Origin of the sequence: Aristophania vespae, from assembly GCF_009906835.1 — a bacterium.
Taxonomy (GTDB): Bacteria; Pseudomonadota; Alphaproteobacteria; order Acetobacterales; family Acetobacteraceae; genus Aristophania; species Aristophania vespae.
In genome coordinates this window covers 1,369,455-1,396,143 of the sequence record NZ_CP047652.1, presented here as the reverse complement: position 1 = coordinate 1,396,143, position 26,689 = coordinate 1,369,455, and the positions used below count along the sequence as shown (strand labels likewise).

Annotated in this window: 35 protein-coding genes; 32 read left to right on the top strand and 3 right to left on the bottom strand. The window is 46.6% G+C overall.

What is annotated here, in order from left to right; all coding sequences use genetic code 11:
- Positions 1-33 precede the first annotated feature (33 nt).
- From rpoC to GT348_RS06165, 32 genes are all read left to right on the top strand, one after another.
- Positions 34-4,365 carry a DNA-directed RNA polymerase subunit beta' gene (gene rpoC / locus GT348_RS06320; RefSeq protein ID WP_408865145.1) on the top strand — a complete coding sequence of 1,444 codons (4,332 nt, stop codon included), beginning with the start codon at positions 34-36 and terminating at the stop codon, positions 4,363-4,365.
- Between the two features lie 323 nt (positions 4,366-4,688).
- On the top strand, positions 4,689-5,060 hold the full coding sequence (rpsL, locus tag GT348_RS06315; protein ID WP_023979007.1) for a 30S ribosomal protein S12: 372 nt from the start codon (positions 4,689-4,691) through the stop codon (positions 5,058-5,060).
- Between the two features lie 12 nt (positions 5,061-5,072).
- Positions 5,073-5,549 carry a 30S ribosomal protein S7 gene (gene rpsG / locus GT348_RS06310; RefSeq protein WP_160618983.1) on the top strand — a complete coding sequence of 159 codons (477 nt, stop codon included), beginning with the start codon at positions 5,073-5,075 and terminating at the stop codon, positions 5,547-5,549.
- A 118-nt stretch (positions 5,550-5,667) separates the two neighbouring features.
- Positions 5,668-6,858: an elongation factor Tu gene (tuf, locus tag GT348_RS06305; protein WP_160618982.1), complete on the top strand. Its 1,191-nt coding sequence runs from the start codon at positions 5,668-5,670 to the stop codon at positions 6,856-6,858.
- A 120-nt stretch (positions 6,859-6,978) separates the two neighbouring features.
- Positions 6,979-7,287: a 30S ribosomal protein S10 gene (gene rpsJ / locus GT348_RS06300; protein WP_141450932.1), complete on the top strand. Its 309-nt coding sequence runs from the start codon at positions 6,979-6,981 to the stop codon at positions 7,285-7,287.
- Positions 7,288-7,297: 10 nt separating this feature from the next.
- Positions 7,298-7,981: a 50S ribosomal protein L3 gene (rplC, locus tag GT348_RS06295; protein WP_160618981.1), complete on the top strand. Its 684-nt coding sequence runs from the start codon at positions 7,298-7,300 to the stop codon at positions 7,979-7,981.
- 5 nt (positions 7,982-7,986) lie between these two features.
- Positions 7,987-8,601, top strand: coding sequence for a 50S ribosomal protein L4 (gene rplD / locus GT348_RS06290; RefSeq protein ID WP_160618980.1), 615 nt, complete (start codon positions 7,987-7,989; stop codon positions 8,599-8,601).
- A complete protein-coding gene (locus GT348_RS06285; protein WP_160618979.1) occupies positions 8,598-8,939 on the top strand; it encodes a 50S ribosomal protein L23 in 342 nt (113 codons plus the stop codon). The genes rplD and GT348_RS06285 overlap by 4 nt, the downstream gene beginning before the upstream one ends.
- Positions 8,940-8,956: 17 nt before the next feature.
- Entirely contained in the window at positions 8,957-9,787 is an 831-nt protein-coding gene (rplB, locus tag GT348_RS06280) for a 50S ribosomal protein L2 (protein WP_160618978.1), read from the top strand.
- A 15-nt stretch (positions 9,788-9,802) separates the two neighbouring features.
- On the top strand, positions 9,803-10,081 hold the full coding sequence (gene rpsS, locus GT348_RS06275; RefSeq protein WP_160618977.1) for a 30S ribosomal protein S19: 279 nt from the start codon (positions 9,803-9,805) through the stop codon (positions 10,079-10,081).
- A 2-nt stretch (positions 10,082-10,083) separates the two neighbouring features.
- Complete coding sequence (gene rplV, locus GT348_RS06270; RefSeq protein WP_160618976.1) at positions 10,084-10,512, top strand: 50S ribosomal protein L22; 429 nt, start codon at positions 10,084-10,086, stop codon at positions 10,510-10,512.
- Between the two features lie 3 nt (positions 10,513-10,515).
- Positions 10,516-11,193, top strand: coding sequence for a 30S ribosomal protein S3 (gene rpsC, locus GT348_RS06265; RefSeq protein ID WP_160618975.1), 678 nt, complete (start codon positions 10,516-10,518; stop codon positions 11,191-11,193).
- 56 nt (positions 11,194-11,249) lie between these two features.
- On the top strand, positions 11,250-11,666 hold the full coding sequence (rplP, locus tag GT348_RS06260; protein ID WP_160618974.1) for a 50S ribosomal protein L16: 417 nt from the start codon (positions 11,250-11,252) through the stop codon (positions 11,664-11,666).
- Position 11,667: 1 nt separating this feature from the next.
- Positions 11,668-11,901 (top strand): 50S ribosomal protein L29, encoded by a 234-nt coding sequence (gene rpmC, locus GT348_RS06255; RefSeq protein WP_160618973.1) that lies wholly within the window; start codon positions 11,668-11,670, stop codon positions 11,899-11,901.
- A 13-nt stretch (positions 11,902-11,914) separates the two neighbouring features.
- On the top strand, positions 11,915-12,190 hold the full coding sequence (gene rpsQ / locus GT348_RS06250; protein ID WP_160618972.1) for a 30S ribosomal protein S17: 276 nt from the start codon (positions 11,915-11,917) through the stop codon (positions 12,188-12,190).
- 12 nt (positions 12,191-12,202) lie between these two features.
- A complete protein-coding gene (gene rplN, locus GT348_RS06245; protein WP_160618971.1) occupies positions 12,203-12,571 on the top strand; it encodes a 50S ribosomal protein L14 in 369 nt (122 codons plus the stop codon).
- The gene (rplX, locus tag GT348_RS06240; RefSeq protein ID WP_160618970.1) at positions 12,571-12,891 is read left to right on the top strand and encodes a 50S ribosomal protein L24; all 321 of its coding nucleotides are present in this window, start codon (positions 12,571-12,573) and stop codon (positions 12,889-12,891) included. The genes rplN and rplX overlap by 1 nt, the downstream gene beginning before the upstream one ends.
- 10 nt (positions 12,892-12,901) lie before the next feature.
- Positions 12,902-13,468 carry a 50S ribosomal protein L5 gene (gene rplE, locus GT348_RS06235; protein ID WP_160618969.1) on the top strand — a complete coding sequence of 189 codons (567 nt, stop codon included), beginning with the start codon at positions 12,902-12,904 and terminating at the stop codon, positions 13,466-13,468.
- Positions 13,469-13,590: 122 nt separating this feature from the next.
- Positions 13,591-13,896: a 30S ribosomal protein S14 gene (rpsN, locus tag GT348_RS06230; protein ID WP_160618968.1), complete on the top strand. Its 306-nt coding sequence runs from the start codon at positions 13,591-13,593 to the stop codon at positions 13,894-13,896.
- A 13-nt stretch (positions 13,897-13,909) separates the two neighbouring features.
- Positions 13,910-14,308 carry a 30S ribosomal protein S8 gene (gene rpsH / locus GT348_RS06225; RefSeq protein WP_160618967.1) on the top strand — a complete coding sequence of 133 codons (399 nt, stop codon included), beginning with the start codon at positions 13,910-13,912 and terminating at the stop codon, positions 14,306-14,308.
- Between the two features lie 11 nt (positions 14,309-14,319).
- A complete protein-coding gene (gene rplF, locus GT348_RS06220; RefSeq protein WP_160618966.1) occupies positions 14,320-14,856 on the top strand; it encodes a 50S ribosomal protein L6 in 537 nt (178 codons plus the stop codon).
- Positions 14,856-15,218 carry a 50S ribosomal protein L18 gene (rplR, locus tag GT348_RS06215; RefSeq protein ID WP_160618965.1) on the top strand — a complete coding sequence of 121 codons (363 nt, stop codon included), beginning with the start codon at positions 14,856-14,858 and terminating at the stop codon, positions 15,216-15,218. The genes rplF and rplR overlap by 1 nt, the downstream gene beginning before the upstream one ends.
- Before the next feature lie 12 nt (positions 15,219-15,230).
- A complete protein-coding gene (rpsE, locus tag GT348_RS06210; protein WP_160618964.1) occupies positions 15,231-15,800 on the top strand; it encodes a 30S ribosomal protein S5 in 570 nt (189 codons plus the stop codon).
- A complete protein-coding gene (gene rpmD / locus GT348_RS06205) occupies positions 15,793-15,984 on the top strand; it encodes a 50S ribosomal protein L30 (RefSeq protein ID WP_160618963.1) in 192 nt (63 codons plus the stop codon). Before rpsE ends, rpmD begins: the two co-directional genes overlap by 8 nt.
- Before the next feature lies 1 nt (position 15,985).
- The gene (gene rplO / locus GT348_RS06200) at positions 15,986-16,474 is read left to right on the top strand and encodes a 50S ribosomal protein L15 (protein WP_160618962.1); all 489 of its coding nucleotides are present in this window, start codon (positions 15,986-15,988) and stop codon (positions 16,472-16,474) included.
- 95 nt (positions 16,475-16,569) lie between these two features.
- Complete coding sequence (gene secY / locus GT348_RS06195; protein ID WP_160618961.1) at positions 16,570-17,931, top strand: preprotein translocase subunit SecY; 1,362 nt, start codon at positions 16,570-16,572, stop codon at positions 17,929-17,931.
- Positions 17,932-17,933: 2 nt separating this feature from the next.
- Entirely contained in the window at positions 17,934-18,512 is a 579-nt protein-coding gene (locus tag GT348_RS06190; protein WP_160618960.1) for an adenylate kinase, read from the top strand.
- A 212-nt stretch (positions 18,513-18,724) separates the two neighbouring features.
- A complete protein-coding gene (gene rpsM, locus GT348_RS06185) occupies positions 18,725-19,102 on the top strand; it encodes a 30S ribosomal protein S13 (protein ID WP_160618959.1) in 378 nt (125 codons plus the stop codon).
- 48 nt (positions 19,103-19,150) lie between these two features.
- A complete protein-coding gene (gene rpsK, locus GT348_RS06180; protein WP_160618958.1) occupies positions 19,151-19,543 on the top strand; it encodes a 30S ribosomal protein S11 in 393 nt (130 codons plus the stop codon).
- A gap of 123 nt (positions 19,544-19,666) precedes the next feature.
- Entirely contained in the window at positions 19,667-20,686 is a 1,020-nt protein-coding gene (locus GT348_RS06175) for a DNA-directed RNA polymerase subunit alpha (RefSeq protein ID WP_160619471.1), read from the top strand.
- Positions 20,687-20,730: 44 nt separating this feature from the next.
- Positions 20,731-21,150, top strand: coding sequence for a 50S ribosomal protein L17 (gene rplQ / locus GT348_RS06170; protein WP_160618957.1), 420 nt, complete (start codon positions 20,731-20,733; stop codon positions 21,148-21,150).
- Positions 21,151-21,250: 100 nt separating this feature from the next.
- Positions 21,251-21,415 carry a hypothetical protein gene (locus tag GT348_RS06165; protein ID WP_160618956.1) on the top strand — a complete coding sequence of 55 codons (165 nt, stop codon included), beginning with the start codon at positions 21,251-21,253 and terminating at the stop codon, positions 21,413-21,415.
- A gap of 52 nt (positions 21,416-21,467) precedes the next feature.
- On the opposite strand, the gene GT348_RS06160 is transcribed toward GT348_RS06165, so the two are convergent.
- Genes GT348_RS06160 through GT348_RS09770 form a run of 3 tightly spaced genes read right to left on the bottom strand, consistent with a single transcriptional unit; the run spans position 21,468 to position 26,689 of the window.
- The gene (locus GT348_RS06160; protein WP_236646441.1) at positions 21,468-22,982 is read right to left on the bottom strand and encodes an efflux transporter outer membrane subunit; all 1,515 of its coding nucleotides are present in this window, start codon (positions 22,980-22,982) and stop codon (positions 21,468-21,470) included.
- Positions 22,983-23,006: 24 nt separating this feature from the next.
- Positions 23,007-26,291: an efflux RND transporter permease subunit gene (locus GT348_RS06155; protein WP_160618955.1), complete on the bottom strand. Its 3,285-nt coding sequence runs from the start codon at positions 26,289-26,291 to the stop codon at positions 23,007-23,009.
- A complete protein-coding gene (locus tag GT348_RS09770; RefSeq protein WP_408865144.1) occupies positions 26,288-26,689 on the bottom strand; it encodes an efflux RND transporter permease subunit in 402 nt (133 codons plus the stop codon). Before GT348_RS09770 ends, GT348_RS06155 begins: the two co-directional genes overlap by 4 nt.

Below are 26,689 nucleotides of genomic sequence, written 5' to 3'. Positions count from 1 at the left end.
TTTTAACGTGTTGGCGGAACGACGCCTGGCACAATGGGGTTTCGGTGCATGAACGAACTCATGAAGATTTTGGGGCAATCTGGTCAGTCTGTTTCTTTTGACCAGATTAGGATTCAGCTTGCCTCTAGTGAGCAAATCCGTTCCTGGTCTTATGGCGAGATCAAAAAACCAGAAACGATTAATTACCGTACGTTTAAACCAGAACGTGACGGGCTTTTCTGCGCACGTATATTTGGTCCAACCAAAGATTATGAATGTCTTTGCGGTAAATATAAGCGGATGAAATTCCGCGGAATCGTTTGTGAAAAATGCGGGGTAGAAGTTACTCTGGCCAAAGTACGCCGTGAGCGTATGGGTCATATTGAGCTAGCGTCTCCTGTTGCTCACATATGGTTCCTAAAGTCGCTCCCCAGCCGTATTGCAACCATGCTTGATCTCCCTCTTAAGGATGTTGAGCCGGTCCTTTATTTCGAAAAATTTCTCGTCCTTGATAGAGGTATTTTCGAATCAGACGAAATTGAATCTTACAAGCATGGTAAGCGTCGCGATCAATATCTTTTAGATGAGGTTCGCTGTGAGGAGTTGCTTGATACCTACCCCGATGCCGGTATTGAAGTTGGTATCGGAGCAGAGGCTATTAAGCGTGCTCTATCGAGCTATGACTGGGGTATTCCTAATGCTCAAGAGCGCGAGCTAAGCCTTGCAGCGCGCGAGCGTGGTGAGCCAGATCCTTTTGACTATGATGCCGAGGTCATAGAAGGCGATTCTGAAAAGACGATTATGCGCAAGAAACTGCGCAAAGCAACGTCTGAAGCCGCTCGTAAAAAGCTCGTCAAACGCCTTAAAATGGTTGAAGCATTTGTAGAAAGCGGTGCGCGGCCTGAGTGGATGATTATTGATATCGTTCCGGTCATTCCGCCAGAGTTACGTCCTCTTGTGCCGCTCGATGGTGGTCGTTTTGCAACGTCTGATCTTAATGATCTTTACCGTCGCGTTATCAACCGTAATAATCGTCTGAAACGCCTTATTGAATTAAGAGCGCCTGACATTATCGTACGTAACGAAAAACGCATGCTTCAAGAAGCGGTAGATGCGCTTTTTGATAATGGGCGTCGCGGTCGTGCAATCACCGGTGCTAATAAACGACCTTTAAAATCCCTTTCAGACATGTTGAAAGGTAAGCAAGGCCGTTTCCGTCAGAACCTCCTTGGAAAGCGCGTCGATTATTCTGGACGTTCAGTCATTGTGGTGGGACCAGAACTGAAGTTACATCAGTGTGGCCTGCCGAAAAAAATGGCGCTAGAGCTTTTCAAACCTTTTATTTATTCAAAGCTCGAAAAGTACGGTCATGCTACAACCATTAAAGCTGCAAAGCGTATGGTTGAAAAAGAACGCCCGGAAGTTTGGGATATCTTAGAAGAAGTTATCTCTGAGCATCCTGTTATGCTTAACCGTGCCCCTACTTTGCATAGATTAGGTATTCAGGCGTTCGAACCCATTCTGGTTGAAGGTAAGGCTATTCAGCTACACCCGCTCGTTTGTACTGCGTTTAATGCAGACTTCGATGGTGACCAAATGGCTGTTCACGTGCCTCTGTCTCTGGAAGCACAGCTTGAAGCACGCGTGCTGATGATGTCCACAAATAACATCCTCAGCCCTGCAAACGGTAAACCTATTATCGTTCCTTCACAGGATATCGTTCTTGGTCTTTATTATCTCAGCTTAGAGGTGCCTGAATATCATCAGACACCTGACGAGCCAGTGATTAAAGATAATCAGATTGTTCAGGCAGGTCCTACAGCTTTTGCTAACGTTGCTGAAATCGAATCAGCAATCGCTTCAGGCGCTTTAAAACTGCATGACAAGATTCGCCTGCGTATGGACACAGTGGATGAGAGTGGTAATTCCATTCGCAAGACATTTGTGACAACGCCAGGTCGCGCTCTTATCGCACAGATTCTACCACAACATGCTGCTATCCCCTTTAGCCTCATTAATAAACAGCTAACCAAAAAGAACGTTTCTGACGTTATTGACGCTGTTTATCGTCATTGTGGTCAAAAAGAAGCCGTTATCTTCTGTGACCGTTTGATGGCTCTAGGCTTTAGACATGCTGCAATGGCCGGGATTTCGTTCGGTAAGGACGATATGATCGTCCCAGCCGAAAAAGCTGTGCTTGTTGATCGTACAGCGGCTGAAGTCAAAGAGTTTGAGCAGCAATATCAAGAAGGTCTCATCACGGCTGGCGAACGCTATAACAAAGTGGTCGATGCCTGGTCACGTTGCACCGATGAAGTGCAGGCCGCCATGCTCAAAGAGATCTCCAAGCAAGTTATTGGTAAGCCTACAAACTCTGTGTGGATGATGAGCCACTCCGGGGCTCGTGGGTCGCCAGCTCAGATGAAACAGCTTGCCGGTATGCGTGGTCTGATGGTGAAGCCATCAGGTGAAATTATCGAACAGCCTATTATCGCAAACTTTAAAGAAGGTTTGTCGGTTCTCGACTACTTCACCTCTACCCACGGTGCTCGTAAAGGTCTTGCTGATACAGCGCTTAAAACTGCTAACTCAGGTTACTTGACACGTCGTCTCGTTGATGTTGCGCAAGATTGCATCATTACTGAAGAAGATTGTGGCACAGAGCGCGGTCTGACTGTTCGTGCGGTTATGGATAGTGGTGAAGTCGTTTCTTCACTTTCAGAAAGAACGTTAGGACGTACCTTAGCGCGTGATGTTCACCATCCAGCTACAGGTGAGCTGATTCTCAAGCGCAACACGCTTCTTGGAGAAGCTGACGTTGAAGTTCTTGAGAATTCCGGCGTCGAAAATGTTGAAATCCGCTCGGTGCTTACATGTGATAGCAAAGTTGGAATTTGCGGACGTTGTTACGGACGTGATCTTGCACGAGGCACACCTGTTAATATTGGCGAAGCTGTAGGTGTTATTGCAGCTCAGTCAATTGGTGAGCCAGGAACGCAGCTAACGATGCGTACCTTCCATATTGGTGGTGCCGCAACGCGCGGTGCTGAGCAATCAATGGTTGAAGCATTACGTGATGGTAAAGTAACGATCAATAATCTTAACGTTGTTGAGAATTCACAAAATGTTCCTGTCGTTATGTCAAGGAACTGTGAAATTCTTCTCCTTGATGAAAACAGTGTTGAGAGAGCTCGTTATCGTGTTCCTTATGGTGCCCGTCTTATGGTATCAGAAGGACAAATGGTCACACGCGGTCAGAAAATGGCTGAGTGGGATCCATATACCTTACCGATCATCACAGAGCAGTCCGGAACGGTTGAATATCTTGACCTTATCGATAGCATCACGCTCGTTGAGCGCATGGATGAGGTGACGGGTCTGACATCACGCGTCGTGGTGGATTATAAGCAAGCTTCTAAAGGTGTGGATCTTCGTCCGCGTCTTCAGCTTAAAGCGGCCGATGGTGAAGTCGTTCGTCTTGCCAATGGCAATGAGGCACGTTATTTCCTTTCACCTGACAGTATTCTGTCTGTTGAAAACGGCGCTACTGTTCATGCTGGTGACGTGCTTGCACGTATTCCTCGTGAAGGCTCCAAAACACGTGATATTACCGGTGGTCTTCCACGCGTTGCTGAACTCTTTGAAGCACGACGTCCAAAAGATCACGCCATCATCGCCGAGGCTGATGGTCGCGTAGAATTTGGTAAGGACTACAAAGCAAAACGTTGCATCATTGTCAAAAATGATGAGACGGGTGAACAGACAGATTACCTTATCCCTAAAGGTAAACATATTTCTGTGCAGGAAGGGGATTTTGTCCGTAAGGGCGATCCACTTGTCGATGGTCCTCGTGTTCCACATGACATTCTTAAAGTCATGGGTGTCGAGGCTCTGTCAGATTATCTTGTAAATGAAATTCAGGATGTTTATCGCTTGCAGGGTGTGAAGATCAATGACAAGCATATTGAAGTCATTGTTCGTCAAATGCTGCAAAAGGTTGAAATTCTTGAACCTGGAGATACGACCTATTTGATCGGTGAGACGGTAGATCGTGTTGAGTTTGAAAGTGAGAACGAAGAGCTGCTTGCTAGTGGTCGTGAACCTGCTAAGGCACTCCCAGTGCTACAGGGTATCACTAAGGCATCTCTGCAGACACACTCATTTATCTCAGCAGCATCCTTCCAGGAGACCACGCGTGTCTTAACTGAAGCTGCAACGTCAGGTAAGGTCGACACGCTAGGTGGTCTAAAAGAAAATGTTATCGTTGGTCGCCTCATTCCTGCGGGAACAGGTGGCACGATGCGTCGATTGAGACATATTGCAATGCAGCAGTCTCAGTCACAAATTGAGCAGCCTTCTTCAGAAATTGAGGACGCTGCTGAATAAACCTTTGATAAGTTTTAGTCTCTCCTGTAAAGGAGAGGCTTGACTTAATGAGCGCGCACTTTTAGGGTCCGCTCGCTAGACGGTTCCTCCCTTATTTGGTGAAGGATTCGTCCAAAGGTTAACGAGTCGTGCTCGGATCTACTTTTTCTATTAAGAAAATAGTAAAGAACGAGCATATTAGGAGTGGTCCGGGAAACGAAGAATCGTTTCTTTAGGACTAATTGTGCAAAGACAGGCGGTTCATTCCGCGTGTCGGTTTGAACGGATGTCGTGACAAGGGATTGTCTCTTGTCAGCATATGGACAAAGGATTGGGAAGGGCGCATGCCGACCATCAACCAGTTGATCGCAAAGGGCCGCGAGCCGGCCGCCAAGCGGAACAAGGTCCCTGCATTACAGGGCTGTCCGCAAAAGCGTGGTGTTTGCACGCGTGTCTATACAGTTACACCGAAGAAACCGAACTCCGCCCTGCGTAAGGTTGCCAAAGTGCGTCTGACCAATGGGTATGAGGTGGTTAGCTATATCCCAGGTGAGGGTCACAACCTGCAAGAGCACAGTGTTGTGCTTATCCGCGGCGGGCGTGTAAAAGACCTTCCGGGTGTGCGCTACCATATTCTTCGTGGTGTGCTGGACACACAAGGTATTGCTAAACGTCGTCAGCGTCGTTCGCTGTATGGCGCGAAGCGGCCGAAATAAGGGGTATTTGGAATGAGTCGCCGTCATCGCGCTGTTAAGCGTGAGATCCTTCCTGATCCGAAGTTCGGAGATGTCGTTATTACGCGTTTTATGAATGCGTTAATGTACGACGGGAAAAAATCTACTGCTGAACGCATTGTTTACGGGGCGTTAGAAGTTCTTCGCCGCCGTGGTGGGTCCTCAGCAGATCCTATTGCTATGTTCCATTCCGCTCTCGATAATGTGAAGCCGGCTGTTGAAGTCCGTTCACGTCGAGTGGGGGGCGCTACCTATCAGGTACCAGTTGAAGTTCGTGCGGAACGCCGGCAAGCATTAGCTATTCGTTGGCTTATTGATGCTTCCCGCAAACGTGGTGAAAACACCATGCAGGACCGCCTATCAAACGAGCTTATGGATGCGGTGAATAACCGTGGTTCGGCTGTTAAAAAGCGGGAAGATACGCACCGTATGGCTGAAGCTAATAAGGCATTCAGTCACTATCGCTGGTAATTTGTTACCAGTGACCTTATTTCCAGATTTTGCTAAAGCGAAAGCATTAGTAAAATCTGGATTAAAGTTTTAGTCTTATCCCTTACTTAAATGTGAGTAAGGGTTATGGAGAGAGACGATGGCAAAGGCTAAATTTGAGCGGAACAAGCCGCACTGCAACATCGGCACCATCGGTCACGTCGATCACGGCAAGACCTCGCTGACTGCTGCTATTACAAAAACACTTGCTGAAACAGGTGGCGCTACTTTCAGTGCTTACGACCAGATCGATAAAGCACCTGAAGAACGCGCTCGTGGTATCACGATTTCTACAGCTCACGTTGAGTATGAGACAGACAAACGTCACTATGCTCACGTTGACTGCCCAGGACACGCTGACTACGTGAAAAACATGATCACCGGTGCTGCCCAGATGGACGGCGCAATTCTGGTGGTTTCTGCTGCTGATGGTCCAATGCCTCAGACACGTGAGCACATTCTGCTTGCTCGTCAGGTTGGCGTTCCTGCACTTGTTGTCTTCTTGAACAAAGTTGACCAAGTCGATGACCCAGAGCTTCTTGAGCTGGTTGAAATGGAAGTTCGTGAGCTTCTATCTTCTTACCAGTTCCCTGGTGATGATATCCCCATTATCAAAGGTTCAGCTCTTGTTACCCTTGAAGATGGTGATCCAGAACTTGGTAAAAACCGCGTAAGAGACCTGATGGATGCAGTGGATTCTTATATCCCTCAACCAGAGCGTCCAGTCGACCGCCCATTCTTGATGCCAATTGAAGACGTTTTCTCGATTTCTGGTCGTGGAACCGTTGTTACAGGCCGTGTCGAGCGTGGTGCTGTTAACGTTGGTGACGAAATTGAAATCGTTGGTCTTCGTGACACAACGAAAACAACCGTCACTGGTGTTGAAATGTTCCGTAAACTTCTTGACCGTGGTGAAGCTGGCGACAATATCGGCGCTCTTCTTCGTGGCACGAAGCGTGAGGACGTTGAGCGCGGTCAGGTTCTTGCTAAACCAGGTTCAATTACACCACACAGCAAATTCAAAGCAGAAGCATATATTCTGACGAAAGAGGAAGGTGGTCGTCATACACCATTCTTCACAAACTATCGTCCACAGTTCTACTTCCGCACAACAGACGTTACAGGTGTTGTTCATCTGCCAGAAGGCACAGAGATGGTCATGCCTGGTGACAACGTTGCTATGGATGTCGAGCTGATTGCTCCGATTGCTATGGATGAAGGCCTCCGTTTCGCTATCCGTGAGGGTGGTCGTACGGTAGGTGCTGGCGTGGTTGCTACAATCACGGCTTAAATCCTACTAAGCCATTGAATCTGTGGAGCCCCGGTCGATTTTTTTATTGGCCGGGGTTCCATTTCAGGATTAATGGCTGTAGGAGGACAGTCTGAATATTTAGTTGGATAAAAACAGACCATGGACGACCAGAACATCCGAATTCGCCTTAAGGCTTACGATCATCGCGTGCTTGATAATAGCACAAGAGAGATCGTCAATACGGCGAAACGTACGGGTGCGCGGGTTCGGGGTCCCATCCCTCTACCTACGCATATTGCACGGTTTACCGTGAATCGTTCACCTCATGTGGATAAAAAAAGCCGCGAACAGTTTGAAATGAGAACTCACCGCCGCTTGCTTGACATTGTTGAGCCAACCCCGCAGACCGTGGACGCCCTCATGAAGCTCGACCTCGCCGCTGGCGTTGATGTCGAGATTAAACTTTAAGGTCCAGACGATGCGTACCGGATTGATTGCAAAAAAGTTGGGCATGACCCGACTCTTTAAAGAAGATGGCACACATGTGCCTGTGACGGTGCTGCACCTCGATAATGTAGAGGTAGTAGACGCTCGTACCAATGATCGCGATGGCTATACAGCCGTGCAGCTTGGTATTACAAACGCGAAAACTAAGCACGTTACAAAAGCGAACCGCGGACATTTTGCTCGCGTTAAAGTTGAACCCAAGCGTAAACTTGTTGAGTTCCGCGTTGCTGAAGACGCTCTTTTAGAGCCAGGCACAAAGATTTCTGCCTCTCACTTTATTGTGGGTCAGAAAGTTGATGTGACGGGCCAAAGTAAGGGTAAAGGCTTTGCTGGTGTTATGAAACGCCACAACTTTGCTGGTCTCGAAGCAACTCACGGTGTGTCGATTAGTCACCGCTCACACGGTTCAACGGGGCAACGTCAAGATCCAGGTAAAGTCTTCAAAGGTAAGAAGATGGCCGGACATCTTGGTGATGAACGCGTTACGACACAGAATTTAGAAATTGCGGCTGTCGATGAAGAACGTAACCTAATTATGGTTCGTGGTGCTGTTCCTGGTGCCAAGAATGGTTATGTCCTGGTTCGCGATGCAATCAAGAAGGCCCGCCATGCGGACGCACCATATCCGGCTGCGACCGTCGGGGCCGCCGGGTGAGGGATATGGAATACGAAGTCAAAACCCTCGATAACGGGAGTGCAGGCACTGTCGCACTGCCGGAAGAGATTTTCGGAATTGTTCCGCGTCAAGATATTATGGCGCGTGTCGTCCACTGGCAATTAGCTAAACGTCGTGCTGGAACACATGCTACAAAGGGCATGGGTGCTGTTTCTGGTACGACTAAAAAGCCATACCGTCAAAAAGGGACAGGTTCTGCTCGTCAAGGTTCTTTGAGAGCGCCTCAGTTCCGTACAGGTGGTGTTGTTCATGGTCCGGTTGTTCGTGATCATGGTTATGACCTACCCAAAAAAGTGCGCCGCCTTGGTTTAATTTCTGCTCTTTCTCAGAAGGTAGCTGAAGGCAAGCTGGTCATTATTGAAGCTGCAAGCGGCGTTGCAAAAACACGTGAAGCATCTGCGCAGCTTAAAGCTCTCGGTTGGACTTCAGCATTGATCGTCGATAAAGACGTTGATGCTTCTTTTTTAAGAGCGATTTCCAATCTGCCAAAGATTGACCTTCTGCCGACTGTCGGTGCGAATGTTTACGATATCCTTAAGCATGAAACGCTTGTCATTACGCGTTCTGGTCTTGAGGGTCTCAAGGAGCGCCTAGCATGACAACTAACGCAGTAATGAATGCGCGTAAAAGCGCAGCCGCTCTTTCGGATGAGGCGATTTACGAAGTTGTACGTGCTCCTCTTATCACGGAGAAGGCAACGCTTCTTTCAGAGCGTAATCAAGTCGTTTTCAAAGTCTCTCTTTCTGCAACAAAGCCACAAATTAAGGCAGCTGTAGAAAAACTTTTTGACGTAAAGGTGTTAGATGTTAACACCCTCGTTCAAAAGGGTAAGACAAAGCGTGTCAAAGGGCGTCTTGGACGTCGTTCCGACATTAAGAAGGCGTATGTTAAGCTAGCTGAAGGTCAGTCCATCGACTTGACCGCAAAAATTAGCTAACGCGCGGGGAAGTTACTATGGCATTAAAGCACTTTAATCCCACGACGCCGAGTACTAGAGGCACAGTGCTCATTGACCGGAGTGGCCTTTGGAAAGGTAAGCCTGTAAAACAGCTTACCGAAGGTAAAAATCACTCTGGTGGTCGTAACAATTATGGTCGTACGACTGTGCGTTTCCGTGGTGGCGGGCATAAACAGTCATATCGTTATGTTGACTTCAAACGTCGTAAATTTGACGTGGCAGCAACAGTTGAGCGTTTAGAATACGATCCCAACAGAACAGCCTTTATTGCGCTTATTCGTTATGATGATGGAGAGCTCTCCTACATTATTGCACCTCAGCGCGTTAAAATTGGTGACCGTGTCGTTTCTGGTCAGCAGGTTGATGTTCGTCCTGGCAATGCTATGCCATTGGCAGCAATGCCTGTTGGAACCATCGTTCATAATATTGAGTTAAAACAGGGTGCGGGTGGCAAGCTTGCTCGTTCTGCTGGTAATTACGCTCAACTCGTTGGTAAAGACGCTGGTTACGCTCAGATTAAATTACAATCTGGTGAGCTTCGTCTGGTCCGCGGTGAATGTATGGCAACAGTTGGTGCCGTCTCTAACCCAGACAATATGAACCAGCATTTTGGTAAAGCCGGCCGTAACCGTTGGTTAGGTCGTCGCCCTCATGTTCGTGGTGTTGTCATGAACCCAGTCGATCACCCACATGGTGGTGGTGAAGGTCGTACATCTGGTGGTCGTCATCCTGTCACACCTTGGGGCGTACCAACAAAGGGTTATAAAACCCGTGTCAATAAGCGGACGGACAGCCTGATTATCCGTCGTCGCAAGTCTGGTAAATAAGAGAGGGCTATAGAGATGGCACGTTCCGTCTGGAAGGGCCCGTTCGTCGACGGGTATCTATTTGGTAAAGCCGAAAAAGTGCGGGCTTCTGGTCGTAACGAGGTGATCAAAATTTGGTCACGTCGTTCCACCATTCTTCCTCAGTTTGTCGGATTAACTTTCGGTGTCTATAACGGCCATAAATTCCTGCCTGTTCAGGTTTCGGAAAATATGGTGGGTCACAAATTTGGTGAATTTTCACCAACACGTACCTACACTGGCCATGGCTCCGATAAAAAATCGAAGCGGGGCTAATTATGAGCAAACCGAAGCACATTCGTACATTGGCTGATACAGAAGCTCAGGCTATTGCTCGCAATATGCGTGTTAGCCCTCGCAAGTTAAATCTTGTAGCTGCAATGATTCGCAATCAGCCTGCTGACAAAGCTATTGCTGCCCTGACTTTTTCACGTCGCCGTATTGCTCAGCAAGTGAAAAAAACGCTGGAGAGTGCTTTAGCTAACGCTGAAAACAACCATCAGTTAGATGTTGATCGTCTTGTGGTTAAATCAGCCGAAGTTGGCAAATCGATCGTCATGAAACGCTTTCATGCACGCGGCCGTGGCCGTTCAGCACGTATTGAGAAATTCTTTAGTCATCTGAAGATTGTTGTCGCTGAGCGTGCTGATGCTCCAGAAGGAGATGCAGCATCCAAGAAAAGCGTCAAAGAACAGAAGGCAGCCTGACCTATGGGACATAAAGTTAATCCAATCGGTCTTCGGCTGGGTGTAAACCGCACTTGGGACAGCCGTTGGTACGCAGGTAACGATTATGCACGTCTTCTTCATGAAGATCTTAAGCTGCGTAATTTCTTGCGTAAAAAATTAAGTAGTGCTGGCGTTTCACGTGTTGTTATTGAACGTCCTGCGAAAAAACCTCGCGTTACCATTTATGCAGCCCGTCCAGGCGTAGTAATTGGTAAAAAAGGGCAAGACATCGATGCGCTCCGCAAAGAGCTTAGCCGTATGGCTAAGACCGATGTTGCGCTGAATATCGTTGAAATTCGCAAGCCAGAAATTGATGCTACTTTAGTTGCTGATAGTATTGCTCAGCAGTTAGAGCGGCGCGTCGCTTTCCGCCGTGCAATGAAACGTTCAATTCAGTCAGCTATGAGACTTGGCGCCCAGGGTATTCGTATTACCTGTAGCGGTCGTCTTGGTGGTGCTGAGATTGCTCGTGATGAAAAATATCGTGAGGGACGTGTTCCTTTGCATACATTGCGTGCTGATATCGATTATGGGACTTCAACGGCCCATACAACTTATGGCTCTTGTGGTGTAAAAGTCTGGATCTTTAAAGGTGAAATCCTTTCTCATGATCCTATGGCTCAAGATCGCCGAGCTGCGGAGCAGGCACCTCAGCGTTAAGACGAGGCATAAGTCTTCGTTCTACGTCATTGGTGTTTAAAGTGAGGGTATAAAACATGCTTTCTCCAAAGCGGACAAAATTCCGCAAGGTCCGCAAGGGCCGCATCCATGGTTTAGCAAAAGGGGGAACCCAGCTAAACTTTGGGGCATATGGTCTTAAAGCTCTCGAGCCTGAAAGAATTACGGCTCGTCAGATTGAGGCTGCACGCCGTGCTATCACACGTGCTATGAAACGTGCTGGTCGTGTCTGGATTCGTATTTTTCCTGACCTTCCTGTCTCGACAAAACCTGCAGAAGTGCGTATGGGTTCCGGTAAGGGTAACCCAGAGTACTGGGCAGCTCGTGTGAAACCAGGTCGTATCCTTTTCGAGATCGAAGGGGTTCCACCTGATGTAGCTCGTTTGGCTTTAAGCTTAGCTGCTGCTAAGTTGCCAATTAAGACAAAGTTTGTTCAGCGCATTGAGGAGGCTTGATATGGCTGAAGCTTATAAAGTTTCTGATCTGCGCGCAAAATCTGCAGATGAGTTAAATGCTCTTCTAATCGAGCTTAAGCGCGAGCAGATTAATCAGCGTTTCTCAGCGGCTACTGGCCAAACTGAGAACACCAGCCGTGTTAAAATGGTGCGTCGTGCTGTAGCGCGCATCAAAACACTGCTGCATCAATCGAAGAACAGCACGGGCGCACAAACGTCCGCGCACAAGTCCTGAGAGGAGACGGACGATGCCAAGGCGCGTCCTAACAGGTCGGGTGACGAGCGATAAGATGGACAAGACGGTTACCGTTCTTGTCGATCGTCGTGTTATGCATCCCCTGTATAAGAAATTTATCCGCCGTTCAAAAAAATATGCGGCGCATGACGAAGAAAATTCATGCCAGATTGGTGATATGGTTCGTATTGAAGAATGCGCTCCTATCTCCAAGCGTAAAACCTGGACAGTCGTTTCACGCAACGGTGCTGACGTAGCTAAAAATACGTCAACATCTGCTGACGCGTAAGGGGGTAGGCAGATGATTCATCCCGAGACCAACTTAGACGTAGCTGATAACTCAGGTGCACGTCGGGTGCAGTGCATTAAGGTACTGGGTGGCTCCAAACGGAAAACCGCTTCGGTCGGCGACATCATTGTCGTATCCGTCAAAGAGGCAATTCCCCGTGGCAAGGTTAAGAAAGGTGACGTTCACCAAGCTGTGATCGTTCGCACATCATATCCTGTACGTCGTCCAGATGGTTCAGCGATCCGCTTTGATCGCAATGCTGCAGTATTAATTAATAAGCAGCAAGAACCAATCGGAACACGTATTTTTGGCCCGGTTGTTCGTGAGCTGCGTGCCCGTAAGTTTATGAAAATCATCTCCTTGGCTCCGGAGGTGCTATAATGGCAGCACGTATTAAAAAAGGGGACCAGGTACTGGTCCTTACAGGTCGCTCAAAAGGCGTTCGCGGAGAAGTTCTTTCTGTTTTCCCTAAAACAGAAAAAGCAATTGTTCGCGGTGTTGCTGTGGCAAAACGCCACACAAAGCCAAATCGTATGGGTGAAAATGGTGGCATTATTGAACGTGAGATGCCAATCCATCTTTCTAACCTGAAGCTCGTCGATCCTAAGAGCGGTAAACCAACGCGCGTTGGTTTTCGTGTGCTTGAGGATGGTCGCAAAGTTCGCGTTGCCAAGGCAACGGGCGACGTAATCGAAGGCTGAGGAGCAAACGATGAGCGACAACAAAAATGGTGTGCTGCCCCGTTTGCATCAGCATTATCGGGACGTGTTAAAGGCACAACTTAAAGAACAATTCGGCTATGAGAATGATTTTCAGATTCCTAAGCTAGAAAAAATCGTCCTTAATATGGGCGTTGGTGAAGCTGCTGGTGATCAGAAAAAATTAGATTCTGCTGTAGCCGAAATGGCTTTAATCTCAGGTCAAAAGCCGGTTAAAACTCTAGCTAAAAAAGCTATTGCAGGCTTTAAGATCCGTGAAGGTTTGCCAATCGGCTGTAAGGTTACTCTTCGCCGTACCCGTATGTATGAGTTTCTTGATCGTTTTGTAACGATTGCAATGCCGCGCATTCGTGATTTCCGCGGTTTGCCAGGAAATAAAGGCTTTGATGGTCGTGGTAACTTTGCCATGGGCATTAAAGAGCAGATCGTTTTCCCTGAAATTGATTATGATAAAATTGATTCCGTTCGCGGAATGGATATCATTTTCGTCACTTCAGCGAAAACTGATGCCGAGGCAAAAGCCCTTCTTAAGGCCTTTGACCTTCCCTTCCTGTCCTAACTCTAAGTTTAATAATTATTTAGTGGGGTTTAGGGGTTTATCTTCTGATTAAATCCCGCTAAATGATGACTAATTGGAAAACCGTTGGGATAGTCCTGACAGGTTCCGGGAGATAATTCGAGATGGCGAAGACCTCTGCGATTATCCGTAATAACAATCGTGCTGCGTTAGCTAAGCGCGATCGTGAAAAGCGGACCGCATTAAAAAATATTATTAAAAACCGCGAACTTCCTATGGAAGAGCGTTTTGAAGCGACCCTTAAACTTGCAAGCCTTCCTCGCAATGGTTCACAAACACGTGTGAGACTGCGTTGTAAAGTTACAGGTCGCCCCCGTGCGAATTACCGTAAGTTTGAGTTGTGCCGTATTGCGCTGCGCGATCTTGCTTCTACGGGTCAAATTCCCGGTATGGTCAAATCCAGCTGGTAAGAGGATAGTTTAAATGTCTATGTCTGATCCGCTGGGTGATATGCTTACCCGGATTCGTAACGCACAGCGAGCACGCCACACAGCCTGTGTTGCACCTGCTTCAAAGTTGCGGGCAAGTGTTCTTGAAGCTCTTAAGCGCGAAGGTTATATTCGTGGCTATGCTACAGAAGAAATTCGTAAAGGAATTTCTCAATTACGCATTGAGCTTAAATATACCGATGGCCAGCCTGTTATTCGTGAAATTCATCGTGTTTCACGTCCAGGACGTCGTGTCTATTCTAAGATTAAAGAACTGCCTCGTGTCTATGCTGGGCTAGGCGTTTCAATTCTTTCCACTCCGCGTGGCGTTCTTTCTGACGTCGAGGCTCGTACTGCCAATGTTGGTGGTGAGATCCTCTGCCGCGTCTTCTAAGGGAGAGAAGCATGTCTCGCGTAGGTAAAAATCCTATTGAGCTTCCTGCTGGCGTTCAAGCGACAATCGCTGACGGCCAGATTGCCATTAAAGGCAAGCGTGGTGAGCTTAAAGTTCCTGTTTCTTCTAATGTTGATGTGAAGATTGAGGACGGAAAGATCGTCGTATCGCCGTTAGGTGGTCGTTCCCGTCAGAGCTGGACAATGTGGGGAACCACACGTGCCGTTCTGGCTAATATGGTCAAAGGTGTTTCTGAAGGCTTTACTAAGGGTCTTGAGATTCAAGGAACGGGTTTCCGTGCAGCGGTGCAAGGTTCAAACTTGGTCATGAACCTCGGCTTTTCACACGATGTAATTTATCCGATTCCATCGGATATTAAAATTACTACGCCGCGTCCGACGGCAATCGTTGTTGAGGGAAATGATAAGCAGCGTGTCGGTCAAGTAGCTTTGGATATTCGTAATTTCCGTCGCCCAGAGCCTTATAAAGGCAAAGGCGTTCGCTATGAGACTGAAGTTCTGCGTCGTAAGGAAGGTAAGAAGAAGTAATGGCATCGCTGCAAGGATTGCAGGAACGTCGCCGCCGGCGGTTGCGTTTCCAGCTTCGTCGCAAGAGCGGCGGCCGGCCGCGTTTGTCGGTCTTCCGTTCTAGCAAACATATTCATGCTCAGGTCATTGATGACGCGCGCGGGCATACTTTGGCAAGTGCATCCACACTTGAAAAAGACGTTCGCAGTGCTGGCAAAACCGGCGCGGATATTCAGGCGGCTACAGTTATTGGTAAACTCGTTGCAGAGCGTGCCGTAGCTGCTGGCGTCAAGGAAGTCGTTTTTGATCGCGGCGCGTATCTTTATCATGGCCGAGTGAAAGCTCTGGCTGAGGCTGCCCGTGAGGGCGGGCTTTCGTTCTAAGGAGGATCACACATGGCACGTGAGCCAAGAGAAGGCGGCCGTGGTGGTCGTGAGCGTGAGCAAGGTGATGAGCTTGTTGACAAGCTCGTTACCATCAACCGTGTAGCTAAAGTTGTTAAAGGTGGACGTCGTTTCGCGTTTGCTGCTCTTGTAGTTGTAGGTGACCAAAAAGGTCGCGTTGGCTACGGTGCAGGTAAAGCCCGCGAAGTGCCTGAGGCCATTCGTAAAGCAACGGAGCGTGCACGTCGTCGCATGATCCGCGTTCCTATGAAAGAAGGCCGTACCCTTCATCATGATGCTTTTGGGCATTTTGGTGCAGGTAAAGTCGTTATTCGTGCAGCCGATGCCGGAACGGGTATTATTGCTGGTGGTCCAATGCGTGCGGTTTTTGAAAGCTTAGGTATAAGCGACGTTGTTGCTAAAAGCCTTGGTACACGTAACCCGCACAACATGATCAAAGCGACATTTGATGCTCTTGAGAGAGTAGCGAGCCCTCGCCAGGTTGCTTCACGCCGTGGTAAAAAGACATTTGAGCTTTTTGGACGTCGTGAAAATTCTGAGACGGAGGCTGCGAATGTCTGAATCTCAGGGTAAAACTCTGCGCGTTACACAGATCTATTCTGTAATTGGCCGCAAACCAGGTCAAGCTGAGACAATCAAAGGATTGGGTCTGCGCGGTATTGGCACTTCTCGCGTACTGGAGGATACACCTTCAGTTCGTGGGATGATCCGTAAAGTAGCCCACCTTCTGAAGGTGGAGGATTAAGATGAATCTTAATGAACTACGTGACAATGCTGGTGCACGTTATCGCAAGAAACGTCTAGGTCGCGGCATTGGATCAGGTAAAGGCAAAACATCCGGAAAAGGCCATAAAGGTCAAAAAGCTCGTGAGGGTGTTTCCCTTAATGGCTTTGAGGGTGGTCAGCTACCGATCTATCGTCGTATGCCTAAACGGGGCTTTGTGAATATTTTCCGTAAGGAATATGCCTCGGTTAATCTGGGTGCTATTTCTAAAGCTCTTGAAACTGGTAAGCTTTCTTCTGCTGAAACAGTCACAATTGAAACTTTGCGCTCAGCAGGTTTAGTTGGGTCCCGTAAAGTTGCAGGTGTTCGCTTATTGGCAAAAGGTGAGCTTTCTTCTGGTCTTAACTTTGAAGTTGCTGGTGCATCGGCTGCGGCTATTGCTGCTGTTGAGAAAGCTGGTGGGACTGTTAAAGTTTTGGCTTCTGAAGGCAGTGCTAAGCCTGAGGCTTAAGTTTTCTACTTTTCACGTTAAGTGAAATGTGGTGTTTTAGTAAACAGCGTCCCGCACTGTGTGCGGTGGCGCTGTTTCTATGAAAGGACGGGGAGATGGCTTCCGTAGCAGAGCAGCTAGCCGCGAACCTTAATTTTAACGCTTTTTCTAAAGCGACAGAATTAAAAAAGCGTATTTGGTTTACTCTCGGGGCGTTAATTGTTTACCGCTTAGGGACGTTTATACCTGTGCCAGGGATTGATGCATCAGTTTTGGGACAAATAGTGTCTCAAAACCAGGGTGGTATTCTTGGTATGTTTGATATGTTCTCAGGTGGCGCCTTAGGTCGTATGACCGTGTTTGCCCTGAACATTATGCCTTATATTAGCGCGTCAATTATCATTCAGCTTTTATCAACAGCTCTTCCTTCCATGGAAGCTTTGAAAAAAGAAGGTGAAAGTGGACGCAAAAAGCTTAATCAGTATACGCGCTACCTGACTGTCATTATAGCGATTGTGCAGGCTTATGGGTTTGCTATGGGGTTGAGTAGCCTTCATACCCAAAATGGGCTTAGTGCTATTGTCTCTCCCGGTTTTAGCTTTATTTTTTCTTATATTGTCATGCTTGTTACTGGAACCATGTTTTTGATGTGGTTAGGTGAACAAATTACATCGCGTGGCATTGGGAACGGAATATCGCTGATTATTTTCTCAGGTATTGTTGCTAACTTACCTCACGCTACGGCAAGTTTGTTTGAGCTAGGACGCACAGGAGCTTTGTCTCCTTTGTTTGTCGCTATTTTCCTTGTTCTAGCGTTAGCCGTTGTTGCTTTTATCGTTTTCATGGAACAAGCACAGCGCCGTGTTATTATACAATATCCTAAAAGGCAGGTAGGTAACCGTGTTTATGGCGGCGATTCCACCCATATGCCTCTCAAGGTCAATACGGCCGGTGTTATTCCTCCAATCTTCGCTTCATCTGTTTTGCTTATTCCAGCGACTCTGACAGGTTTTTTGCATAACAACACGGGATGGCTAGGCAAAATTGGACAGCTATTTTCGCAGGGACATCCACTTTACATGGTGTTTTATGCCCTGATGATTATCTTCTTCTCCTATTTTTATGCAGCGGTTACTTTTAACCCAGAAGAAACAGCAGAGAATTTGCGGAAGCAAGGTGGTTTTGTTCCAGGGATTCGGCCTGGTGCGAATACAGCGCGCTATTTTGATAAAATCCTTTCCCGGCTTACCACAATTGGCGCGGCTTATATGGTTTTGGTATGTTTGCTACCGCAAATTCTTATCAGCCGATATAATGTGCCTTTCTATTTTGGTGGAACGAGTTTGATTATTATCGTTTCTGTTACGATAGACACTGTGACGCAGGTTCAGTCACATTTAGTGGCGCATCAATATCAGGGTCTTATACGCAAGCAGCGCGGTCGTGGTACTGGTAGAGTTAAAGAAAGAGGAAAGTAAGAATGAATATCATTCTTTTAGGGCCTCCAGGCGCCGGTAAAGGCACTCAAGCTAAAAGATTAGAAACAGAATATGGGCTGAAGCAGATCTCAACGGGTGATATGCTTCGTGCTGAAGTTGCTGCAGCTTCGGAAACTGGTCAAAAAATCAAAGGGCTTTTGGATGAGGGTAAATTAGTCCCTGACGAAATTATCATCGCCATGATTGAGAGCCGCATTGAACAGCCAGACTGTGCAAAAGGCTTCATATTAGATGGTTTCCCACGTTCAACGAGCCAGGCTGTTGCTTTAGACGATATGCTGCAAAAAAAGAAAATATCTATTGATGCAGTTATCCTTATTAAAGTGCCAACAGAAGAGCTTGTTCAGCGTATTTCTCAGCGTGTAGGGGATGATGGGACCCGTCGTGCGGATGATAAACCTGAGGTTGTACGGTCTCGTTTAGAAATATATGAGAGCCAGACAAAACCTATTCTTCCATATTATGAGAAGGATGGACGCTTAAAACAGGTTGACGGGCTGCAAACAATAAGCGATGTTGCACATTCTATAGATACGATTCTTAACGCGTGTAATAATTAACAGCGTAAAGAATGATCACAAAAAAGTGATCAATAAAGTTTGACTTAACGAGCTGGGCAGTATATCTGGCCCAGTAGTTATGAGCGTAGCTTTGTTTAAAAGCTGGAATCGCTTCAGGAGAGGGGGCTGTCTGACATTGTGTCGGTTGTCTCCCAATAGGGCACGAAATTAAGGGAACGCGGTGAAAGTGCCGCGTTGATTGGAGAATTGGCGTGGCACGTATTGCCGGCGTAAACATTCCGACCAACAAACGTGTGGTCATCAGTCTGCGCTATGTTTATGGCATTGGTCCGTCGAGCGCGCAGGCCATCTGCAGTAAGCTCGGGATTCCTGATGCTAAGCGCGTAAACGAACTTTCTGACGACGAGGTCGTCAAGATTCGTGAGCTTATTGATAATGAATATCGCGTAGAGGGTGACCTTCGCCGCGAAGTAGCTATGAACATTAAACGTTTAATGGATCTTGGCTGCTACCGCGGGTTGCGTCATCGTCGCGGGTTACCAGTGCGTGGTCAGAGAACACACACAAATGCCCGTACGCGTAAAGGTAAGGCTGTGGCAATCGCTGGTAAGAAAAAAGTCACACGCTAAGTGTTACTTTTCTCACAAGCATCTGCGAACAAATAGGACAAGCATATTATGGCCAAGGCTCCTGCCCCACGTCTTCGTAAAAAAGAGCGTAAGAACATCATTTCTGGTGTTGCACATGTTCTTTCTACGTTCAATAATACAATGATTACGATCTCTGATGCACAAGGCAATGCTATTGCGTGGTCTTCTTCTGGTGCACAGGGTTTTAAAGGTTCACGAAAATCTACACCTTATGCCGCGCAGGTTGCTGCTGAGGATGCAGGGCGTAAAGCTCGTGAACATGGTATGGAAACTTTAGAAATTGAAGTTTCTGGTCCAGGGTCGGGCCGCGAGAGTGCTCTTAGAGCTCTTCAAGCGGTTGGATTCACGATTACATCAATTCGTGATATGACTCCAATTCCTCATAACGGCTGTCGTCCGCGTAAGCGTCGCCGCGTTTAATTGGTGGAAAAACTGCCTTTGCAAAAAGGCAGTTTCCATCTGGTGTAGTTATTACCGCACGAATAGTGCGGGCCTGGCGCCACTGATATTTCAGTGGGCTTCGTTGTTTGAAAGGCCATGACCTTGGTTCTCCAGAAAAACTGGCAGTCCCTCATCAAACCGGAGAAGCTTGAAGTCGAGCCCGGCCCGGTTCCATCACGTATTGCCACGATCATTGCGGAGCCGCTAGAGCGTGGCTTTGGTTTGACAATTGGCAATGCGCTCCGCCGTATTCTTTTGTCTTCTCTGCAAGGTTCTGCTGTAAAAGCTATTCAAATTGATGGCGTTTTGCATGAATTCTCATCCGTTGCAGGTGTGCGCGAAGATGTTACAGATATTATTCTGAACGTTAAGCAGCTCGCCATTAAAATGCATGGAGAGGGGCCGAAACGCATGATGCTTACGGCAACCGGTCCTGGAGAGGTGAAAGCAGGGCAAATCCAAACAGGTCATGATATTGAAATCATGAATCCTGAGTTAGTGATTTGTACCCTTGACGATGATGTCACATTTGGCATGGAATTCACGGTCGATACCGGAAAGGGATATGTTCCGGCTTCAGCTAACCGTCCTGAAGATGCACCAATCGGGCTTATCCCTATTGATGCTATTTATTCGCCTGTGCGTCGTGTCTCCTATAAAGTTGAGCCTACGCGTGTTGGCCAAGTCACAGACTATGACAAATTACGCCTCACAGTAGAAACAAATGGTGTTGTTACACCTGAAGATGGCTTGGCTCTTGCAGCCCGTATCCTTCAGGATCAACTCCAGCTCTTTATTAACTTTGATGAGCCACGTCCTGTTCAGCAGGAAGAAGCTCAAGACGACCTGCCATTCAGCCGTCACTTGCTGCGTAAAGTGGATGAGCTCGAATTATCAGTGCGTAGTGCCAACTGTCTTAAAAATGACAATATCGTCTATATTGGTGATCTTGTTAAAAAGACAGAGCAGGAAATGCTACGTACACCTAATTTTGGTCGTAAGTCACTTAATGAGATTAAAGAAGTGCTTACAGGAATGGGGCTGTCACTAGGTATGAATGTACCTGCATGGCCACCTGAAAGTATTGAGGATCTCGCTCGTCGTCTTGATGAGACATTCTAAGAAGCCTCAGCTGGGAAGCTTTGGGTAACGATTAGGAAAATAAAATGCGTCATAATGTAAGTGGACGTAAGCTTAACGTCACATCATCTCATCGGGCGGCAATGTTTCGTAACATGGCTGTCGCGCTGCTTAAACATGAGCAGATCACAACAACACTTCCAAAGGCGAAAGAACTTCGTCCTGTTGCAGAAAAGCTAATCACTCTCGGTAAACGTGGAGACCTTCACGCACGCCGTCAGGCTCATGCCCTGTTGCGTGACGAAGCAGTGGTTGCGAAGCTATTTTCTGCTCTTAAAGACCGTTATACAAGCCGCGCTGGTGGTTATACACGTGTTCTTAAAGCGGGCGTTCGCTATGGTGATAATGCTGACATGGCGATCATTGAGCTTGTTGATCGTGATGTTGATGCTAAAGGCCAAGATAGCGGTCCAGTTCAAACTTCTGAGGATTCAGAAGCCGCTTGAACTTTTTCCCTATTGGGAGAATAATATAAGGGGTTAGTGCTTTGGCGCTAATCCCTTTTTTATTGAACTATTATTTTGGTATGAGAGAAAGGGTAAAAGCATGAGTACTTGTGTTAAAGACAAATTATGCCCGCTGACAGGCCAAGCTCAGTGCCTGGTTAAAGATCTTGTAAATGATCATTCATGGTTATGGACAATCGCGGCTGGTATTGTTGGTATTTTAATGGGGCGTCATTGTTGCTGTAAAAAGCGCAAAAAATGTTAAAAATTGACGCCGTTTATATAAAAACCGCCCTCACTTAATAAGGGCGGTTTTTTTAGTTTTTATCTTTTTGAATAAAGCTTGGTAAAATTGGGTTATCCGTTTGTAAAGAGGCTTTACTTGGAAGTTTGTCGGAATCCCAGCCTCCACCAAGATCTGTGATTAAACGGATTTCTGATAAAAGACGTTGTTGCTGAATTTGTAAGCGCGTTTGCTCATATTGTAAGGCAGTCTGTTGAGCTGCGATGACGGTTGTATAAATTTGTGTCCCAGCAAGGTACTCATTCATAGAAATACGAATGGCCTCTTCTGCGCTTTTTACCGCCTGGTCCTGATAGATCATTTGCTCGTTCAGATAACGTAAATTCGATAGCTGATCCTCGGTATCTTGTAAGGCTGTTAAAACAGTTTGTCTATAAGATGCAACAGCATTGTCGTAATCTGCTTCGGCTTCTCTCACGGCAGCGGAGCGTGCACCACCAGCAAATATTGTTTCTGTAGCACCAGCACCGAGTGACCAAGTACGGGTTGCTGTCTGAATAAGTTTTCTTAGAGGGTCGCCACTATAGCCGTAACTTGCATTAAGCGTAATTTGTGGAAAAAAGCTGCCAATGCGATAGCCAATTTCAGCATTATAGCTTTCCATCTCTCTTTCAGCCTGAGCAATGTCTGGTCGTCTTTCTAACAAAGTAGAGGGTATGGCCTCGGGAGGGGGAGGCAAAATAGAGGGCAGCGGAGCCTGGGTTAGAGTTAAATCAGCAGGTGCTCTACCTGTTAGTACTGCAATAGCATGTTCATATTGAGCACGAGCAACATGAGCATTAGCAAGACTTGCCTGGGTTGATTGTAATTGATAACGTGCCTGAAGCACACTAGTAGGGTCGGCAACGCCAGCTTCAAGCTGATTTTCTAATATTTCAAGATTATGTTTATATAGTCCGACGTTGCGGTCAAATAAATCAATCAAACTATCTTGATAACGAAGATTGAAATAGTCAGTCGCTAATTCTAGTTGATAAGAAAGATGCATATTTGCCAAAAGTGCGGCACTTGATTGAGCAGCTGTCACCTGTTGCTGAATTTGACGTCTAATTGTTCCCCAAACGTCAATCGTCCAGCTAGCGCTTGGTCCGGTGGTCCAACTGTTAGTTGTAAAAGTTTGAGTATGGCTAATGCCAGAACTATCAATAGCAGAACCACCACGTGAATTGCGGTTAAATGAAAATTGCCCATTAAGTGTTGGATAGAGATTAGCACGAACTGAATCAATCATTGCCCGCGCTTTGCGGTATTGCGCCTCATATTGTTTTATATTTTGGTTAGATTTATTAACGCGCTCTTCCAATTCATCAAGGGTAGGATCATTAAAGATTGTCCACCATTTTCCTTTTGCTAGAGCGGCTTTATCTGGCTGAGATTTTACCCAGCCCTGTGGAGGGGGAGCCTCTTTAAAGTGAGTACTAATAATGGCTTTAGGGCGATGATAATCCGGCCCCACCATGCAACTGCTTAGTAATAGGAAAATAGGGGCAAAACTAACAAAATTACGGTGAGGTGAGAAACGGGCCACGTGATGATCCTGGTTGTGGAATGATTACTTAATCAGTGAAAAGCGATACGAGAAATCCTTACGCGATTTTTTAACAAAGCGGCCAAAGCGATCTAAATAAAGATACACAACAGGTGTTGTGTAGAGTGTGAAAAGCTGGCTTAAACATAGCCCTCCTAAAATAGAGATACCAAGAGGACGTCGTAATTCAGAACCAGAGCCATGCCCAATGAGCAAGGGTAAAGCTCCTAGAGCGGCGGCAAAAGAGGTCATAATAATAGGGCGAAAACGCAGTAAACTAGCTTTATGAATGGCTTTGTAAGCGCTAAGGCCTTTTTTCTGCTCCTGAAGAGCAAAATCAATGAGCATGATGGCGTTTTTCTTTACAATGCCGATTAGAAGAATAATACCAATAAGCGTTAAAAGTGAAAATGCTTTGCCTGATAAGGCTGTGGCAATAAGCGCGCCAACCCCTGCTGAAGGTAGAGTTGAAAGAATTGTTAGGGGATGGATGAGGCTTTCATAAAGAATGCCAAGGACGATATAAACTGCGATAAGGGCCGCGCATATTAATAGAGGTTCCTGATTAACCGTCTTCTTAAAATTTGCTGCACTGCCAGCAAATCCGCCATGAATTGAAGGCGGAATATGGAGCTTTATAAGAGCTTCCTGCACTGAGGTAATAGCGGGACCCAATGAGGCACCGGGTGCAAGGTTAAATGAGATTGTGGTGGAGACGAACTGCCCTTGATGGTTAACAGCTAAAGGTTCATTAACGTTGTTTAACTGACCAATAAGGGAAAGAGGTATCATTATCTCACGTGAGGTTGTAACAGCGGCGCCATTTGAGGCAGATTTTCCACCTGCTAAAGCATTTGCAATAGAATTTCGGTAAGAAATTTCACTTTGGCTTAAAGATGTGTCTAGTTTATTTGTTCTGACACGCACATTATTAGAAGCTGTTCCTCCATGCGCTGTACCACCTGCTGTACTAACCCACATTTGCTTAAGAAAAGAGGGGTCAGACCAAAAGCGTGGTGCTGCTTCCATGACGACATGATATTGGTTTAAGTCACCATATATGACGGAAGCCGAGCGTTGCCCAAAAGCATCATAAAGTGTCTGGCTAGCAAGCTGAGGGGTAACTTTATAACGCGCCTCAACATCACGATTTAAAAATAGAGTTATGCCCCTGCCGTTTTGCTCAGTGTCTGAAGTGACATCAGTTAATAAGGGCAAATGAGAGAGCGCTTTTACGAGTTTTGGGGTCCAACTATAAAGTTCCTCAGCCGAAGAGCCTTGCAAACTATATTGATAAGCACCGTCAGAGGATCGTGCTCCTCCTCCAATAAGGCTGGGGAGACGCAAGCGTAGCGCACCACCAGCATGGTGGGAAAAGCTTTGATTTAACCTATGGATTGTCGTGGAAATATCGTCTTTGCGTTCATTCCGTGGCCTGAGGGTAACGAAAAAATTAACTGAGTTAGCTGAGCGCTTACCCAAGCCACCAATCACACTTATAACGTCAGGATCATCAGCGAGTTTGCGTTCTATTTTTTGAGTTAATAATTGTAAAGCATGAAAAGAAACGGACTGATCAGCGACTAAACGCCCCATGATCATGTCGTGGTCCTGCTGAGGAAAAAGCTCTTTGGGTAAAATAATAAACATCAAGGCAGCTAAGGCCAGAGTAAGAGGGAGAGATAAAATAATTAAACGGGGATGATTTAAGGCTTTATTTAATGAACGTTCATAAGCTTTTATCAGGTAGTTAAAACAGGACTGAAATATATTTTGGCAATAATAAATAACGTTAAAGGCTGCTTTAAAGTTGTGCCTTACAGAAATAGAATTTTTTTTAAGAAAAACAGCACTCATCATAGGGGTGAGGCTTAATGATAAAATGAGTGAAACTGTCAGTGCGATAATCATCGTCATAGCAAATTCATGAAAAAACATACCTGCTATGCCCTGCATCAATAAAATTGGCAGGAAAACAACAATAAGCGATAAGGTAATTGATATAACGGTAAAAGTGACCTCTGAAGCGCCTAATATAGCAGCCTTGTAAGGTGTATGACCTTTTTCAAGATAACGTATTATATTTTCTAGTACAACAATCGCATCATCGACAATAAATCCTGTCGCGATAGTCAATGCCATGAGTGAAAGTGTATCCAGCTGGTAGCCAAAAAGCTTCATAACTCCAAATGTCGTTACGGTGGCTAAAGGAACGATTAAAGCTGGAATAAAAGTTGCTCTTAAATCATGAAGAAACAACATGACGACAAGCACCACTAATAATACAGAAAGAATAAGGGTTCTCTCTGTATCCGTAAGGGCAGCACGAATAGCTGTTGAGCGATCAAGGTGTAATGTGAGAGTACTATCTCCTGGTAAAGACGCCTCAATGGAGGGGAAACGGGCTTTGAGGTGATCAATGGTTTTAATAATGTTAGCGCCGCTCTGTGCATAGACCGTGCAAATAATGGCAGGCTGGCCGTTAATATAACCACCCTGCCTTAGATCTTCTTTGCTATCGATAATATCAGCAACGTCTGAGAGTTGAACAGGCTGGTTATTGCGATAGGCTATAATGAGATCACGGTAAGCTTTTGCTCCATTGGCCTGATCATTTGTAGCCAGAGTAAGTCTCTGACCATGAACCTCTATAAAACCTTTAGGTGTATGGGCATTAGCGGAGGCCAGGGCGGCGCGTATATCTTCAAAACCAATGCCATAACGAAAGAGCCTTAAGGGATTAAGCTCGACGCGTACTGCTGGTAGAGCACTCCCTCTAATGGCAACATTACCCACACCTTCAACCTGGCTTAAACCAGGCACAATAATATTAGTGGCAAAATCGAAAAGCTGCTGAGGGGTGCGCGTAGAGGAGACGACACTTAGCACCATGATGGGCGGCCCATTAGCATTGGCCTTCATGTATTTAGGGTCCTGGCGCAGAGACGTCGGTAGATCCTGTCTTGCTGCCCTTAAGGCTGCCTGAACGTCTCGAGCGGCTCCATTAATATCGCGTGTGAGCTCAAATTGTAGCAGGATACGTGTTTGATTTACGGTTGATTGAGACGTGATTTCTCGCACACCCGCAATAGCCCCTAAATGGCGTTCCAGAGGTTCAGCAACTGTGCTTGCAATTTCTGAAGGTGATCCTCCTGGCTGGGTTGCGGTGACCATAATGACGGGGTATTCAACATTAGGTAAATCCGCAACCGGGAGGCCAATAAACCCGAGTATACCACCTAAAAACATGGCCAGTGCCATAAGGGTGGTGCCAACAGGTCGTCTGACAAAAAACCTAACGAGTTTCACGGTCTTTCCGTTATCTTTTCTTCATCGGAAGAGGGCTGAAAAAAATCTCTGACACGTCGTGAGATTTTATCCATAAAAAGATACATTACGGGCGTGGTAAAAAGAGTAAGAAGCTGTGACAAAAGCAGCCCAAAAACGATCGCTACACCCAAAGGACGACGCAATTCTGCTCCTGTGCCCGTGCTCATCATGAGTGGCAAGGCACCAAATAAAGCTGCCAAAGTTGTCATTAAAATTGGACGAAAGCGGAGGAGGGCTGCCTGATGAATGGCCTCAAGAGGTGATAGATTTTCTTGCCTTTCAGCATTTAAGGCGAAATCAATCATCATGATGGCATTTTTCTTCACGATACCAATGAGCAGGACAATGCCTATAATTCCCATAATATCAAGCGCCAT